Raw genomic sequence first — 13637 nt, 5'->3', positions numbered from 1 at the left:
GCGGCCTTAGCGGCGGCGGACAGGCCCGGGTGCTACGAGCTGGGTCTCCACCGGCAAGCGCGCAACCGGCAGCGCCGGCGGTGCACGGGATGCGTGGGCGGCCGCCGGACGCGAAGACGGTAGCGGGATAGTCATCCGATATCTTGCCGCGAACCGCCGAGGATTTCGCCTTGGTAGTGGAGCATGAGTGACGAGCGCGGCGTCCGTCGCCGGTATATCAGCAGAAAGATCCGACGGCCTGGCCTGAAATGACGCCGGCGCCGGCGAAACGACCGCTGGCCGCTCCAGGCTTTGCTCGATCGAGTCGAGTTTGCGGGTTTCGCGATCGATCGACCTCACCGCAAGCCATGAGGACAACGCCGCGACGTCAATAGTCCGGTGTATGTCCTGGGGCGGTCCAGCTGCGAATATCTGAACTTCCGGACGATCGTTGGCAGACCCGGCCGAGGTCGAAGTAAGCCCGGCGCGGATATCGACTTGATCCGCCGTGATGTCATAACCGCCGGAGACGATCGCCTGCGCGCCGTCCCCATCCAGCGAGGTTGGACTGACGCGCAAACGGCCATTCCTCACCGTGAACGGAATTTGCGCCGATGCGACTGACAGTGGGCCAGCGGACAGAGACCGCTCTACGATCCCCTGCAATTTAGCGTCGCTGAATCCCGCCTCGACGGCGCTATTGATCGCGACGCCGAACAGGTGAGGATCAAGCCCTGAAATTCGCGCATGATCGAGCGTGACCACCCCGTCGCCGGATAGCGCTCCCACCATCGCCGAGGCGCTGCGACCCTGACTGGCGAGTGTGATGCGCGCCGAGGTACGACCGGCAGGCATCGCAAGTGCGCCGTATTGCAATGCTGAACCCTCGACGTTGGTGAACTGAACGGCCGCATTCAAGGCAACGCCTTCGACGGTCTGCCGAACATGGAGGTTTGCCGTGGCGTCGCCATCTCCGATTTTCGCTTTCATCGCATCAAACGTCAGGGAATGACCGTCCCCTTTGACAACGCCGCTGACGGGTCTCAATTCAACGTTTCCCGGCAGCGTCCCGCGTAGCGCTGCAAAAGCGAGCTGAACGCGCCAACCTTCCGGCAGGCCGACGCTCAACGGCTCGGCCGGATCACGCCCGGCAGCGCCGACTGCGAGGCCGAACGCCGTCGCCAGATCGAGCGTGTTGATTCCGAGTTCACCTTCGAGGTGATTCTCATTGCCCAGAACGACCGTAACATGCCCGCGCATACGGGAATCACCGATCGCGCTATCGAGATCGCTGAAGATCAACTTGTCGCCAGCCAGCGTGACACGCGACGACAGCCTGGCCCCCTGAGCATCGGAGCCAGACGACTGAAGTTTCGAGAGCAGCTTGAAACCGACGCGATGAACTGTGAGATTGAGATCGGCCTTTCGATCCGAAGACCACGGCTCCGCCGTTCCTTTTATTGCGGCATCGAGATCGGGTCCCGACATTCTCGCATTCAGCCGGACCGGAGCACGCCATGCTCCCGTCGCTGTAGCTTCCAGTACGGACTGGTTCGCAATCGCGATGACGCGGTCGAGACCCAGCAACATCGGCACGCCCCCGCCGCGCTCCGACGTCAGCTTCGTCCGAAGCGTCAGCTCGCTGTGTGACAATGCATCAAAGTCGGCGGCGCGCACTGCCGCAAGCAAAGGCGCTGCATCCAGCGACAGTGAGCCTTTAAGTTGCGGAAGATCGACGTTGAGTTTCGCGCTGGCATCTGCCTTCTTTTTATCGACAGGGCTCTTAGCAACGTTGAGCGCGAGATGAAGCTGGGCAGCCCCCGCAGTCGCGGGTATCGCATTGAGGCGCGCCGCGACACTCGGTGCGAGCGGAGCAATCAAGCTCGCCATCGGCGCAACCGACTCTGATGTCGCATTCAACGATAACTTCCCGGTCGTATTGACACGGTCGAATGCACCGGAGCCATCGATCATGAGGCCGCCGGAAGAGCCGATTTTCAATTGTTCGAGAGAGATCGCCACTGGCCCGTAACTCAGCTCAGCGAGAAACGGACCCAGTTCCTGTGCCGTCGACATAGCGTGCGCAACATTCAAGGACAGTCGTCCTTCCCCGGACCAACCGCCTTGCGGTGTCGCCGCGCGCACCAAGCTCGCCGCCGCATCGAGATCGAGACGATCCGCCTTGAGTTCAGCTTCGGCCCGCCCACCGTTCTCCGCCGTCAAATCGACAAACGCCAGCCGCCCTTCGACGCTGCCACCCTCGATATCTGCCTTGAGCTGTTCGAAGACAATCTGGCCTGGCTCGACTGTCAATTTGCCCTGCACACGCAGCGGCTTTCGATGTGGATGGGCGACTTCGCCACGGCCTCGCAGCCATGCCATGAAAGTATCGGGATCGGACGAGTCAAGATCGACTGTCCCGTTGAGCCGCGGCGAAGATCCGGGCTTCAGGATTTCACCGTCAACGGCCACACGTGTGGCGCCGGGAGCGTCGAATTCCAGCCGGCTGATCGCCCATGAGGTAGCGTCGCTGCGCAAGTCAGCGCCGAAATCTTGTATCGGGCGGTCGCCCAGCATGATCCGGTCGACCCCGATCTTGATGTCGGCGGCGAGCCGTGGTTTCGGGATTTTTGTTAGATAACGTTGCAATGCCTGCAACAGCTTTGCGGGCGGGTTGCGATCCTTGGCACGCAGGCGATCGGCGTCGAGTTGAGGTGCGGACAATGTAGCGCGGAGCCGGGGCAACGAGCCAAAACGAATGTCTCCTTCACCTGTAAGCCTCAGTGCAGAATCGTCCTTACCGTAACTGACATCGATCTGCCCAAGCCGCGCACCTTTCGGATCGGCCTTGACCTTGGCCGATACACGCCATGGTCTTTGAGCGGGGAAGCCCGAAGGGTTTTTATTGGCGGGTTCTCCCGCTCCTGCGAGTTTCACGGTGCCGTCGAAACGCGGAGTCTGCTCGTCGAATGACAACATGCCATCGACACCGGTGAACTCGGCATGCGTTCCCGGATCGATCGCGACATGAACACGGCTGGCGTTTCCCACACCCGCCTGTGCGAACGAAATTTGGAAAGGATAGCGCGTTCCTGACAACACGAAATTGCCGTCACCGCGCACGGACGCTCCCGATGGCCGCACCCCACCGCTGAAAGCGACGTCGTTCAATTCTAAAGTACTGCGGCTGGCAGCATCATGAAACGCTACGCGGCCCGTGAGATTTAACTGATCAACGGAAAGCGAGCCGAAATTGAACGACAGGGGCCACTCCAACTGTCCTCTCTCATTGAGGCCAAGGTCGAGCGCAACGCCGTTAATCGTCAATTCGGTTGCGCGCCACTCGCCGCGCATCAGCGAACCCAGGCTGAACTCGACGGCGAGAACGTCCGCGTGAACCTTCCCCGGATCGTTCGGACTTCCAACCAGTACCGACTCAAGCCGCAAGGATGGCGACGGCAGCATCCGGGCGTCGATCCCACCTGCGACTCGCACCGGCGCGCCGATCACGCGCGCCGCCTCTGTCTCGAACTGGGAGCGAAAATGGTTCCAGTCGATGAAATGCGGCCCGATCAGCGCGGCGATGAGCGCAACGATGAGTGTGATCGCCAGGCCGAGCAGCGTCGTCTGCACGGTGTCCCCCTCTGACTCGCAAATTTGAGTTCCGCTTCCGCGTGCGTGTTCAGCAAGTCACGACCGGGTTCCAAAGATTGCAGCTTCGGTCCCGGGACGTGGCGAGCACACTAAACGAGTGCCAGCATCGTTATAGTAATATCAACTGTGGCAAAAGTCGCAGCGGGACGGCGGTCAGGCGTCACCCCTGAAACGGCAGCGCCCTTGCGAAAGGATGGCATGGGAGTCCACTGAACCCGTTCCATAAGCCGGTCAACGCTCCAAAAGCTCCATCCCGCATCCAGAGGGCATCTGTCAGAAAATCGTGATGCCCTTCATAACCCCGCGCGCTATACGCGGGGCCTGCCGCGCAACAACCCGATCACTGCCGAGACCAACAACAGGATAAGAGCAACGAAGAAGATGATCTTGGCGATTTCGATGGAGGCGCCAGCGATACCTCCAAAGCCCAAAACGCCAGCAATCAATGCAATGACCAGGAACGTCACTACCCAGTTGAACATGGCTTGGCCTCCGCTTTTCCTGCGCGCTTAGCGCGTGACTTCAAAAAAACAATCCGTCACCGGAACAATGGTTCCCCGCAGCTCTGTGCGAGAAAGTTCTGAAAATGAACGGGTTTCTGGGAACAAAACGCCGAGCGCTACGGCGATCATTCTTGGCCAGGACGCAGAAAAAACGTTACGAAGCGCGTCGCACTATATATTCCTAATCCGCCTAAGAGGGCTCCCCTTCGCCGACCAGTGGTGTCATCGTGGGGAGAGACGATTCGCATGACCGAGCCGAGCAGACTGATCCATAGCCACGTTTCCGAGCACCGGCCTGCCGCCGGCGGCATCGCCGCGCGGGCCGCGGCAGCGCCACGCTATCTGAGCGGGCTCAATCCGGAGCAGCGCGAGGCCGTGGAAACGCTGGACGGACCGGTTCTGGTGCTGGCCGGCGCGGGCACCGGCAAGACCCGCGTGCTGACGACCCGCATTGCGCATATCCTCAGCCAGGGCCGCGCCCGCCCCGGCGAAGTCCTGTCGGTCACCTTCACCAATAAGGCTGCGCGCGAGATGAAGCACCGTCTCGGCCAGATGCTCGGACAATCAGTCGAAGGTATGCCGTGGCTCGGCACCTTTCATTCCATTGCGGGCCGGATCCTGCGTGTTCATGCCGAGCTGGTGCAACTCAAATCCAACTTCACGATTCTCGATGTCGACGACCAGATCCGTCTGCTCAAACAGCTTCTGCAGGCCGACAACATCGACGACAAACGCTGGCCCGCGCGGATGCTGGCCGGATTGATCGACGGCTGGAAGAACCGTGGACTGACGCCCGCGCAGGTGCCGCCGGGCGAAGCCTCCGTATTCGGCAATGGTCGTGGCGGCAAACTTTACGCCGCCTACCAGGCACGGTTGAAAATCCTCAATGCAGCGGACTTCGGCGATCTGCTGCTTGAGAACATCCGGCTGTTCCGTGAGCATCCGGACGTGCTGCGGCAATACCAGAATCGCTTCAAATTCATCCTTGTCGACGAGTATCAAGATACAAACGTCGCTCAATATCTGTGGCTGCGATTGCTGTCGCAGACGCCTCCTTCAGCACCCGCGCTTTTTCCGGTTCCCTCTGCGGAAGAGGGTCCGGACGCGCGCACGGCCCGGTCCAAAAACATCTGCTGCGTCGGCGACGACGACCAGTCGATCTACGGCTGGCGCGGCGCCGAGGTGGATAACATCCTGCGCTTCGAGCACGATTTTTCAGGCGCCAAGGTGATCCGGCTGGAGCGCAACTATCGCTCGACCGGCCATATCCTCGCCGCCGCCTCCCACCTGATCGCGCATAATGAAGGCAGGCTCGGCAAGACGTTGCGCACCGAGGATATCGACGGCGAGAAGGTCACCGTCACCGGCTCCTGGGATTCCGAGGAGGAAGCCCGTGCCATCGGCGAGGAAATCGAACAGCTCCAGCGCGCCGGCGAAAAACTGAACGAGATTGCAATTCTGGTGCGCGCCTCATTCCAGATGCGCGAGTTTGAAGACCGCTTCGTCACGCTTGGCCTGCCCTATCGCGTCATCGGCGGTCCGCGCTTCTACGAGCGCGCCGAAATCCGTGACGCGCTTGCTTATCTGCGCCTCATCAACTCGCCGGCCGATGATCTTGCCTTCGAACGCATCGTCAATGTGCCGAAACGTGGTCTGGGCGACGCCACCGTCCAGATGCTGCATGGGATCGCGCGAAAGCGGCAGATCCCGCTCAGCGAAGCCGCCCGCGCCGTTGTCGAAACCGACGAGATGAAACCGAAAGCGCGCGGATCGCTGCGCGCCTTGCTCGAGAGCTTCGACCGCTGGCGCTTGCAGCGGGAGTCCATGCGGCATACCGAACTTGCCGAAATCGTGCTGGACGAGAGCGGCTACACCGAGATGTGGCAAAAGGACCGCTCGGCCGACGCCGCGGGCCGCCTGGAGAACCTGAAAGAGCTGATACGCTCGATGGAAGAGTTCGAGAACCTGCAAGGCTTCCTCGAACATATCTCTCTGGTGATGGATCGCGACGGCGCCGCGGACGAGGATGCCGTCTCGGTGATGACTCTGCATTCCGCCAAGGGGCTCGAATTCGATACTGTCTTCCTCCCAGGCTGGGAAGAAGGTCTGTTTCCCCATCAACGTGCGCTGGACGAGCAAGGACGCGCCGGTCTCGAAGAGGAGCGCCGCCTCGCACACGTGGGGCTGACACGGGCGCGCCGACGCGCAAAACTTTACTTCGCCACCAATCGCCGCATCCACGGCTCGTGGTCGACCACGATCCCGTCCCGCTTTCTCGACGAACTGCCGGCGCAGAATGTCGAGATCATGGAATCGAAAGGCGGGTCGGGCTGGGGCGGATCGGGCGGTTACGGCCCCTCTCGTTTCGACAACGTCGAGTCGTTCGGATCGAGCTATGCGACGCCCGGCTGGCAACGCGCGCAGGCCAATCGCGGCCGGGGCGGGTTCAATGAGGCAGGCATGCCCTACAATGCGAACCGATCGCAGTCGAAGCGTGCGCCGTTGATCATCGAAGGAGAATTGATCGCGAGATCCACGGGCTCGGACTCCGAATTCTCATTGGGCGACCGGGTCTTTCATCAAAAATTCGGCTACGGGCAAGTCGCAAGGATCGATGGAAACAAGCTGACCATCGCCTTTGAAAAAGCCGGCGAGAAAAAGGTAGTCGATAGCTTCGTCGAGCGGGTGTGACCGAATTGCGAACCGCCGCCTGCACTCCTATCTGTTGACCTGCATTCACCATCGTCCCGCCATTCGGCCTCGATATCATCTCTCTCTTCGTTCCTCTCCACCCGCTTACAGCGCATCAAGCCTCGCATGTCGTCCATGATATCCATTTCCGGTTTGTCGAAGGCTTACGCGTCCGGATTCAAGGCACTGAAGGGTATCGACCTCGATATCAAGCGGGGCGAAATCTTCGCGCTGCTCGGCCCCAACGGCGCCGGCAAGACAACGCTCATCAGCATCATCTGCGGCATCACCAATCCGTCCGCCGGTCAGGTGCTGGTCGACGGTCGGGACATCCGCCGCGACTATCGGGCGACCCGCGCGATGATCGGCCTGGTTCCGCAGGAGCTGCATACCGATGCGTTCGAAACGGTCTGGGCGACCGTCAGTTTCAGCCGCGGGCTGTTCGGAAAGCCCAGAAACCCGGCTTATATTGAAAAGGTCCTGAAGGATCTCTCCTTGTGGGACAAAAAAGACAACAAGATCGTCACGTTGTCGGGCGGCATGAAGCGGCGCGTGATGATTGCGAAGGCGCTTTCGCACGAGCCGCAGGTACTGTTTCTCGACGAGCCCACGGCCGGCGTCGATGTCGAATTGCGAAAAGCGATGTGGGACGTGGTGCGCGCGCTGCGAGCCTCCGGCGTCACGATCATCTTGACGACGCATTACATCGAAGAGGCTGAAGAAATGGCGGACCGGGTCGGCGTCATCAACAAAGGCGAGATCATTCTCGTCGAGAAAAAAGCCGCACTGATGCAGAAACTCGGCAAAAAGCGATTGAAACTCCATTTGCAAAGCAGGATCGACATCGTCCCAGCAACGCTGGCAGCTTACAACCTCGAACTCGCCGCAGATGGCGGCGAACTCATCTACACCTATGACACCCGAAGCGAACACACCGGAATCACCAGCCTGCTGGGCGATCTTCGTGCCGCGGGTATCAGGTTTTCCGACCTCGACACTACACAAAGTTCTCTGGAAGAGATCTTCGTCAGCCTTGTAAGGACCTGACATGAATTTCGGAGCCGTGCAGGCGATCTACAAATTTGAGATGGCGCGCACCTGGCGCACGCTGCTGCAAAGCATCGTATCACCGGTGGTCTCGACCTCGCTTTATTTCGTGGTGTTCGGCGCGGCGATCGGATCGCGCATCACCGAGGTCGAGGGCATCAGTTACGGTACTTTCATCGTGCCGGGACTTATAATGCTGTCGGTACTGACTCAAAGCATTACCAATGCATCGTTCGGCATCTACTTTCCGAAGTTCATCGGCACCATTTACGAGATATTGTCGGCGCCGGTCTCCTATTTCGAGATCGTGCTGGGTTATGTTGGAGCCGCCGCCACCAAATCGATTATTCTGGGTTTGATCATTCTGGCCACCGCGGGCCTGTTCGTGCCATTGCACATTCATCACCCGATATGGATGCTGACCTTTCTGTTACTTACCTCGGTGACTTTCAGCCTGTTCGGCTTCATCATCGGGATTTGGGCCGATGGTTTCGAAAAATTGCAGATGATTCCGATGTTGATCATCACGCCGCTGACATTTCTCGGAGGAAGTTTTTATTCGATCAACATGCTGCCGCAGACTTGGCAAACCCTCGCGCTGTTCAATCCCGTCGTCTACCTCATCAGCGGATTCCGGTGGAGTTTTTACGAGATCGCTGACGTCAGCGTGTCCGTGAGTATTGGGATGACAGTCGGTTTTCTTGCAGCCTGCATGCTGGTCGTATCGTGGATATTCCGAAGCGGCTATCGACTCAAAAATTAATCTCCCCTCTGCAAATCACAGACCGCGCCGGGTTTCACCCGGCTCGCGGTCTGCGCGTAGGGAAACTCTTAATCAACGCCGATAGCAGTGGAAATGCCCACGCTTCCAATAGCCCCGGCATCGATGCCCCCGATAGGGACCCCGATCCGGAATGCCGAGCACGCCTCTGACTCCGCCGACCGCACCGCCGACGCCAGCGCCAATCGCGCCGCCAATTGCGCCACCCACCGGCCCCGCCGCGCGATGACCCTCGTACGCGCCCTGGTTGGCACCGCGCTCCATACCGCCGAAGACGCCCTGCGCATGCGCTTGATGCGGAAGGGAAAGCAGGGCCAGCGCTGCGGCAGCAGCGACCACCGCGATCCGCAACCGGAAAGACGATTCGATCGGCAATGCTAGGGTTTTGGTCCTCATCGGTATCTTTATCCTCATGGTTGAAGGGGAACGTTGAACGGGCCGTGATCGCTGGATTTGCGGTAAATATAACGCATTATCCTATCGGAAGTTCCTCAGACGTCGCACGGCGCTTTTCAAGCCTATTTCATCCGACGTTTCCTCCCCGCCTTGGTTGTGCCGCTTCGTAAGTTAACGATGACGCAAACCCACTATTGGAAGCACATCTTCTTGAGCGCATATTATTTTTTGAGCGCATATTTATATTAGCTCGGGAACGGTAGGCTGGAGTCGAGGCCCTAGGTAATGCGTAAAATTTTTATTCCTGCTGCTACTCTGCTGTTTCTCATTGCTGGTAGCGTTGCCCAGGCAAAGGTGTCCATTCTGGTGGACAAGGACAATCAGCAGATGATCGTTTCCGTCAATGGCGTCGAGCGCTATCAATGGCCGGTCTCGACCGGTAATCCGTCGCACGAAACTCCGAACGGTAAATTCCAGACTTTCCGGATGGAAGCTAACCATTTCTCGAAGGAGTTTGACGACGCGCCGATGCCGCACTCGATCTTCTTTACCAAGATAGGTCATGCCATCCACGGCACGTTCTCCGAAGGTAGCCTCGGCATCCCCGTCTCGCACGGTTGCGTACGTATATCGCGCGTCAACGCCAGCACCCTGTTCTCTCTTGTGAAGAAAGAAGGCGTCCTCAACACCACCGTCACACTGACCGGATCGTCGCGCGTGGCGCTGGCGCGACATCCACGCGGCAAGCTGAAAACTGATGTCGCCCGTCGCGACCAGGTGCCGAACTATCAATCCTACGATGCCGCGGGAAATCCCGTGGATCTGACGCCTCGGCAGATCGCACCTGGCTGGCAGCCGCAAGCTGCGACTCGCGACGACGACGGCTATATCTATCCGGCGGACGGCAGTTCGCACGATCAGCGCTATCCCGCTCCGCGCGGTTATCGTCCTCGATACGGCGCGCAGAACGTCCCCCCACGACAGCAATACTACTACGGCGATCAAAGAGATTACGGGTATGCGCAGCCTTACCAACCCCAGGTCCATGCACCGCGACCCTATCGCTCGCGCGGCCTGTTTTCGGACTTCGACGACTGACGGCTACTAATCTTCCATTATTACGCTGCTATAGCCGTTATCTTTGAAGATACTGAAATCATCATTGTCCAGTCCCAAAAAAGCGAACAGTCATCCGGGATCCGGCAAACAAAATGCACGACAACCGGTTTCGACCGGACACAGGCCGCCAACGCAAAGCCTGTCAGCAGGCTGAAATCGGCTCCGCTCATCGGATAAAAAGCCTGAAAAGCGACAGTCAACCCGTCTGAGAACCTTGAAACAGATATGTCAGACACTGACGTGGTCATCATCGGCGCAGGCCACAACGGTTTGACATGCGCAACCTATCTCGCGATGGCCGGGCTACGCGTCAGGGTCGTGGAGCGGCGCAAGGTGGTGGGCGGCGCGGCCGTGACCGAGGAATTCCATCCCGGTTTCCGCAATTCGGTTGCAGCCTACACCGTCAGCCTGCTCAATCCGAAAGTCATTGCCGACCTGCAGTTGCATCACCACGGCCTGCAGATCGTCGAACGCCGCGCCCAGAACTTCCTGCCCGCTCCCGACGGCCGCTACCTACTCACAGGTGAAGGTCGCACCAGGGCATCGGCGGCTCGCTTGAGCGAACGGGACGCCGCCGAATTCGACGACTTCATGCGCGAACTCGAAGAGATCGCCGATGTCGTCCGCCAGTTCGTACTCCGCGCGCCGCCAAACCTCACCGAGGGATTTGGCCTCAAGGCAGCGGGCGAACTCGTCAACGCAATCGGCTCCGCTGAAATCCTGCGCGGGCTTTCGCTGGAGCAACAACGCAGCCTGTTCGATCTCTTTACCCGATCGGCAGGCGACATGCTCGACGACCGCTTCGAAACCGATCTCATCAAATCCCTGTTCGGCTTCGACGCCATCGTCGGCAACTATGCGAGCCCCTACGCCGCCGGTTCGGCTTACGTGATGCTGCACCATGCCTTCGGAGAAGTGAATGGCAAGAAGGGCGTCTGGGGACACGCCATCGGCGGCATGGGCGCGATCACCCGGGCGATGGCGGCGGCCGCCCGCGCGCATGGCGTGGAAATCGAAACAAACGCGGGCGTGCGCGAGATCATCGTCGAAGGGAAGCATGCAACCGGCGCCGTGCTCGACGACGGACGAACAATCCGCGCAAGATATGTGGCGGCGAACGTCAACCCGAAGCTGCTCTATACACGGCTTTTGTCCGCCGACACGCTCCCGCCCGCCTTTCTCAACCGCATCAAGAACTGGCGCAACGGCTCCGGCACCTTTCGCATGAACGTCGCGCTTTCCGGCCTGCCCTCGTTTTTGGCCTTGCCGGGCGCGGGCGACCATCTCAGCGCCGGGATCATCATCGCACCCGGTCTCGACTACATGGACCGCGCCTGGCAGGACGCGCGCACGTTCGGCTGGAGCCGCGAACCGGTGATCGAAGTTCTGATCCCCTCGGTGATCGACGACACGCTCGCGCCGCCCGGCCGCCATGTGGCCAGCCTGTTCTGCCAGCACGTCGCGCCGCAATTGCCCCAGGGCGCGTCCTGGGACGACCATCGCGACGAGGTCGCCGACCTCATGATCGCGACCGTCGACCGCTACGCGCCGGGCTTTGCCGCCAGCGTGATCGGCCGGCAGATCCTGTCACCGCTCGACCTCGAACGTGAATTCGGATTGCTGGGCGGCGACATCTTCCATGGCGCGCTGACGCTGAACCAGTTGTTCTCGGCCCGGCCGATGCTGGGCTACGCCGACTACCGGGGACCGCTGAAAGGGCTCTATCACTGCGGCTCCGGCGCGCATCCCGGCGGCGGCGTCACGGGCGCACCCGGCCATAACGCCGCGCGCGCCATTTTACGGGATCACCGGGCGCTGTTCGCTCGCCGCTGACGATTGGCAGCACATGGACTGTCGCCCGCGATGCCAATTCCGAGCAAAACCCGCTTTGGCGTCGAGTGGAGGAGTTATGGAGTGGAGAGTTACGGTTGTTGAAAACCCCGTGCGAAGCCTGGGATCATACTGGGGAAATCCTGTGGATATCCCTGTGGAAAAGTGAGTGAAGCTTCTTCCGCGTCCCGCACGCCGCCTTCGTGGTAAACGCGCCCCCTGTCACCGCATCCCGCCGCCGGTTTTCGCTCGTGCATTTTCCATCGTCTAAGTGTCCAATTTACACTAAAGCAAAGGCTTGGCGAAAGCAGGCAAGTTCTGGGGGTTGAGGTGCTGCAAATTCTCGGCCGGGTCTTTCTGGCGATTTTAGTCCCGACATATCTGGGTTATGTCGGCGCATCATTGAATATTTTCGATATCTACTTGCTCGTGGCCGCTTCCTGGTCGCTGTGGGCCTATGCGCAGCCCGGACCGCAACAGCTTTGGGCGAGCGGCGGCATCATTGCGATTCTAAAGGGCTGGCTTGTGATGGTGTTCGCCATTCTCCTGGTCGCCGGACCAGCCTATGGCATCGGCTATCTCATTGCCAAATATACGTGAGCTGAGGTCCTCCGGGATCCTTCCCCCCGGGATAAGCTTTGGACTGCCGATGACCAATGAGATTTCGCCGGCAACAAGCCGCGCCGCCTTCGCCATCGGGGCGGAGCAGGTCGCGCGGCGGACCGTCGACTTTCTGTCCGAGAGTCTGAAGGACGGCGAGGCTGCCATTGCCGCATTCGAACGTCCCGACGGTTGCTGGAATGTCGCGGTTCACTTCGCCGATCCCCCGGATGAAGCGCGAATCCGCGCGCTGGTCGCCTTGATCGCCGGCGATGAGGTCGCCCAGGCTGTTACCTTCGATAGCATCGCCGCCAGGGACTGGGTCGAGGCCAGCCTTGAAGGGCTGGCGCCGGTCCCCGCCGGCCGCTTCGTCGTCCACGGCCGGCACGACCGCGCCCGCGTTCCGCCCAACAAGCTCGGCATCGAGATCGAGGCCGCGCTGGCGTTCGGCACCGGCCACCACGGCACCACCCGGGGCTGCCTGCTGCTGCTCGATCAGGTGCTGCGCGGCAAAATGCCGAGGCGCATCCTCGATCTCGGCGCGGGCACCGGCGTCCTGGCCATCGCCGCGGCCAAGGCTTCGCGCCGGAATGTGCTGGCGAGCGACATCGACCCGCGTTCGGCGGCCGTGGCGAGAGAGAATGCCGCATCGAACGGCGTCGGCAATCTTGTCCAGTCGATCCGCGCGACCGGCTTTTCCGCGCCGCCGTTTCGCACACGCGCGCCGTTCGATCTGGTGCTGGCGAATATCCTCGCCAATCCGCTGCGGCAGATGGCCCCGGCAATGGCGCGTCACCTCGCGCCCGAAGCCATGGTGATCCTCTCGGGGCTGCTGCCACAACAAACCCGCGGCGTCATCGCGGCGTACCGCGCGCAGGGGCTGGTGTTGATCCGGCAGATCCGGATCGACGGATGGTGCAGCCTGCTGATGCAGAACAGGGGGTGACTCCCGGGCCGCGTTGCGCAGCCCTGCCCCCGATTCCGGAGCATTCTCGCTTCTGATTCAATCAGAAGCGACGTTCCTTTAGTGGAGGCGT

At 60.5% G+C, this 13637-nt stretch carries 10 protein-coding genes; 7 read left to right on the top strand and 3 right to left on the bottom strand.

The features are described 5' to 3' along the window. Nucleotides 1-6 precede the first annotated feature (6 nt). Entirely contained in the window at nucleotides 7-3612 is a 3606-nt protein-coding gene (locus tag NB311A_RS02470) for an AsmA family protein (RefSeq protein ID WP_009796848.1), read from the bottom strand. Nucleotides 3613-3941: 329 nt separating this feature from the next. After that, nucleotides 3942-4115: a DUF1328 domain-containing protein gene (locus NB311A_RS19930; RefSeq protein WP_009796847.1), complete on the bottom strand. Its 174-nt coding sequence runs from the start codon at nucleotides 4113-4115 to the stop codon at nucleotides 3942-3944. Nucleotides 4116-4382: 267 nt separating this feature from the next. Between NB311A_RS19930 and NB311A_RS02460 the strand changes: the two genes are divergently transcribed. The 3 genes from NB311A_RS02460 (at nucleotide 4383) to NB311A_RS02450 (ending at nucleotide 8637) form a co-directional block, all read left to right on the top strand. Further along, nucleotides 4383-6827 (top strand): ATP-dependent helicase, encoded by a 2445-nt coding sequence (locus tag NB311A_RS02460; RefSeq protein ID WP_009796846.1) that lies wholly within the window; start codon nucleotides 4383-4385, stop codon nucleotides 6825-6827. Between the two features lie 126 nt (nucleotides 6828-6953). Then, nucleotides 6954-7874 carry an ABC transporter ATP-binding protein gene (locus NB311A_RS02455; protein WP_009796845.1) on the top strand — a complete coding sequence of 307 codons (921 nt, stop codon included), beginning with the start codon at nucleotides 6954-6956 and terminating at the stop codon, nucleotides 7872-7874. Nucleotide 7875: 1 nt separating this feature from the next. Beyond that, on the top strand, nucleotides 7876-8637 hold the full coding sequence (locus tag NB311A_RS02450) for an ABC transporter permease (protein ID WP_009796844.1): 762 nt from the start codon (nucleotides 7876-7878) through the stop codon (nucleotides 8635-8637). A 72-nt stretch (nucleotides 8638-8709) separates the two neighbouring features. Here NB311A_RS02450 and NB311A_RS02445 read toward each other — a convergent pair whose 3' ends face one another. Beyond that, nucleotides 8710-9051 carry a hypothetical protein gene (locus NB311A_RS02445; RefSeq protein WP_009796843.1) on the bottom strand — a complete coding sequence of 114 codons (342 nt, stop codon included), beginning with the start codon at nucleotides 9049-9051 and terminating at the stop codon, nucleotides 8710-8712. Nucleotides 9052-9336: 285 nt separating this feature from the next. On the opposite strand from NB311A_RS02445, the gene NB311A_RS02440 reads away from it, so the two are divergent. From NB311A_RS02440 to NB311A_RS02425, 4 genes are all read left to right on the top strand, one after another. Beyond that, nucleotides 9337-10149, top strand: a complete 813-nt coding sequence (locus tag NB311A_RS02440; RefSeq protein ID WP_009796842.1) for a L,D-transpeptidase — start codon at nucleotides 9337-9339, stop codon at nucleotides 10147-10149. A 246-nt stretch (nucleotides 10150-10395) separates the two neighbouring features. Beyond that, nucleotides 10396-12003: an NAD(P)/FAD-dependent oxidoreductase gene (locus tag NB311A_RS02435; protein WP_009796841.1), complete on the top strand. Its 1608-nt coding sequence runs from the start codon at nucleotides 10396-10398 to the stop codon at nucleotides 12001-12003. Nucleotides 12004-12330: 327 nt separating this feature from the next. Further along, a complete protein-coding gene (locus NB311A_RS02430; protein WP_009796840.1) occupies nucleotides 12331-12600 on the top strand; it encodes a hypothetical protein in 270 nt (89 codons plus the stop codon). Nucleotides 12601-12649: 49 nt separating this feature from the next. Then, nucleotides 12650-13546 (top strand): 50S ribosomal protein L11 methyltransferase, encoded by an 897-nt coding sequence (locus NB311A_RS02425; protein WP_009796839.1) that lies wholly within the window; start codon nucleotides 12650-12652, stop codon nucleotides 13544-13546. The last annotated feature ends 91 nt before the right edge of the window (nucleotides 13547-13637 follow it).

Origin of the sequence: Nitrobacter sp. Nb-311A (assembly GCF_000152905.1) — a bacterium.
Lineage (GTDB): Bacteria > Pseudomonadota > Alphaproteobacteria > Rhizobiales > Xanthobacteraceae > Nitrobacter.
The sequence above is the reverse complement of the archived record's forward strand: the minus strand, read 5'-3'. Positions and strand labels throughout refer to the sequence as shown.

What these genes read in the sequence shown, in the direction of transcription:
- NB311A_RS02455 (WP_009796845.1), top strand. Translation starts at nt 6,954, where the DNA reads ATGTCGTCCATGATATCCATTTCCGGTTTGTCGAAGGCTTACGCGTCC.
- NB311A_RS02425 (WP_009796839.1), top strand. Translation starts at nt 12,650, where the DNA reads ATGACCAATGAGATTTCGCCGGCAACAAGCCGCGCCGCCTTCGCCATC.
- NB311A_RS02445 (WP_009796843.1), bottom strand. Translation starts at nt 9,051, where the DNA reads ATGAGGACCAAAACCCTAGCATTGCCGATCGAATCGTCTTTCCGGTTG.
- NB311A_RS02460 (WP_009796846.1), top strand. Translation starts at nt 4,383, where the DNA reads ATGACCGAGCCGAGCAGACTGATCCATAGCCACGTTTCCGAGCACCGG.
- NB311A_RS19930 (WP_009796847.1), bottom strand. Translation starts at nt 4,115, where the DNA reads ATGTTCAACTGGGTAGTGACGTTCCTGGTCATTGCATTGATTGCTGGC.
- NB311A_RS02435 (WP_009796841.1), top strand. Translation starts at nt 10,396, where the DNA reads ATGTCAGACACTGACGTGGTCATCATCGGCGCAGGCCACAACGGTTTG.
- NB311A_RS02440 (WP_009796842.1), top strand. Translation starts at nt 9,337, where the DNA reads ATGCGTAAAATTTTTATTCCTGCTGCTACTCTGCTGTTTCTCATTGCT.
- NB311A_RS02450 (WP_009796844.1), top strand. Translation starts at nt 7,876, where the DNA reads ATGAATTTCGGAGCCGTGCAGGCGATCTACAAATTTGAGATGGCGCGC.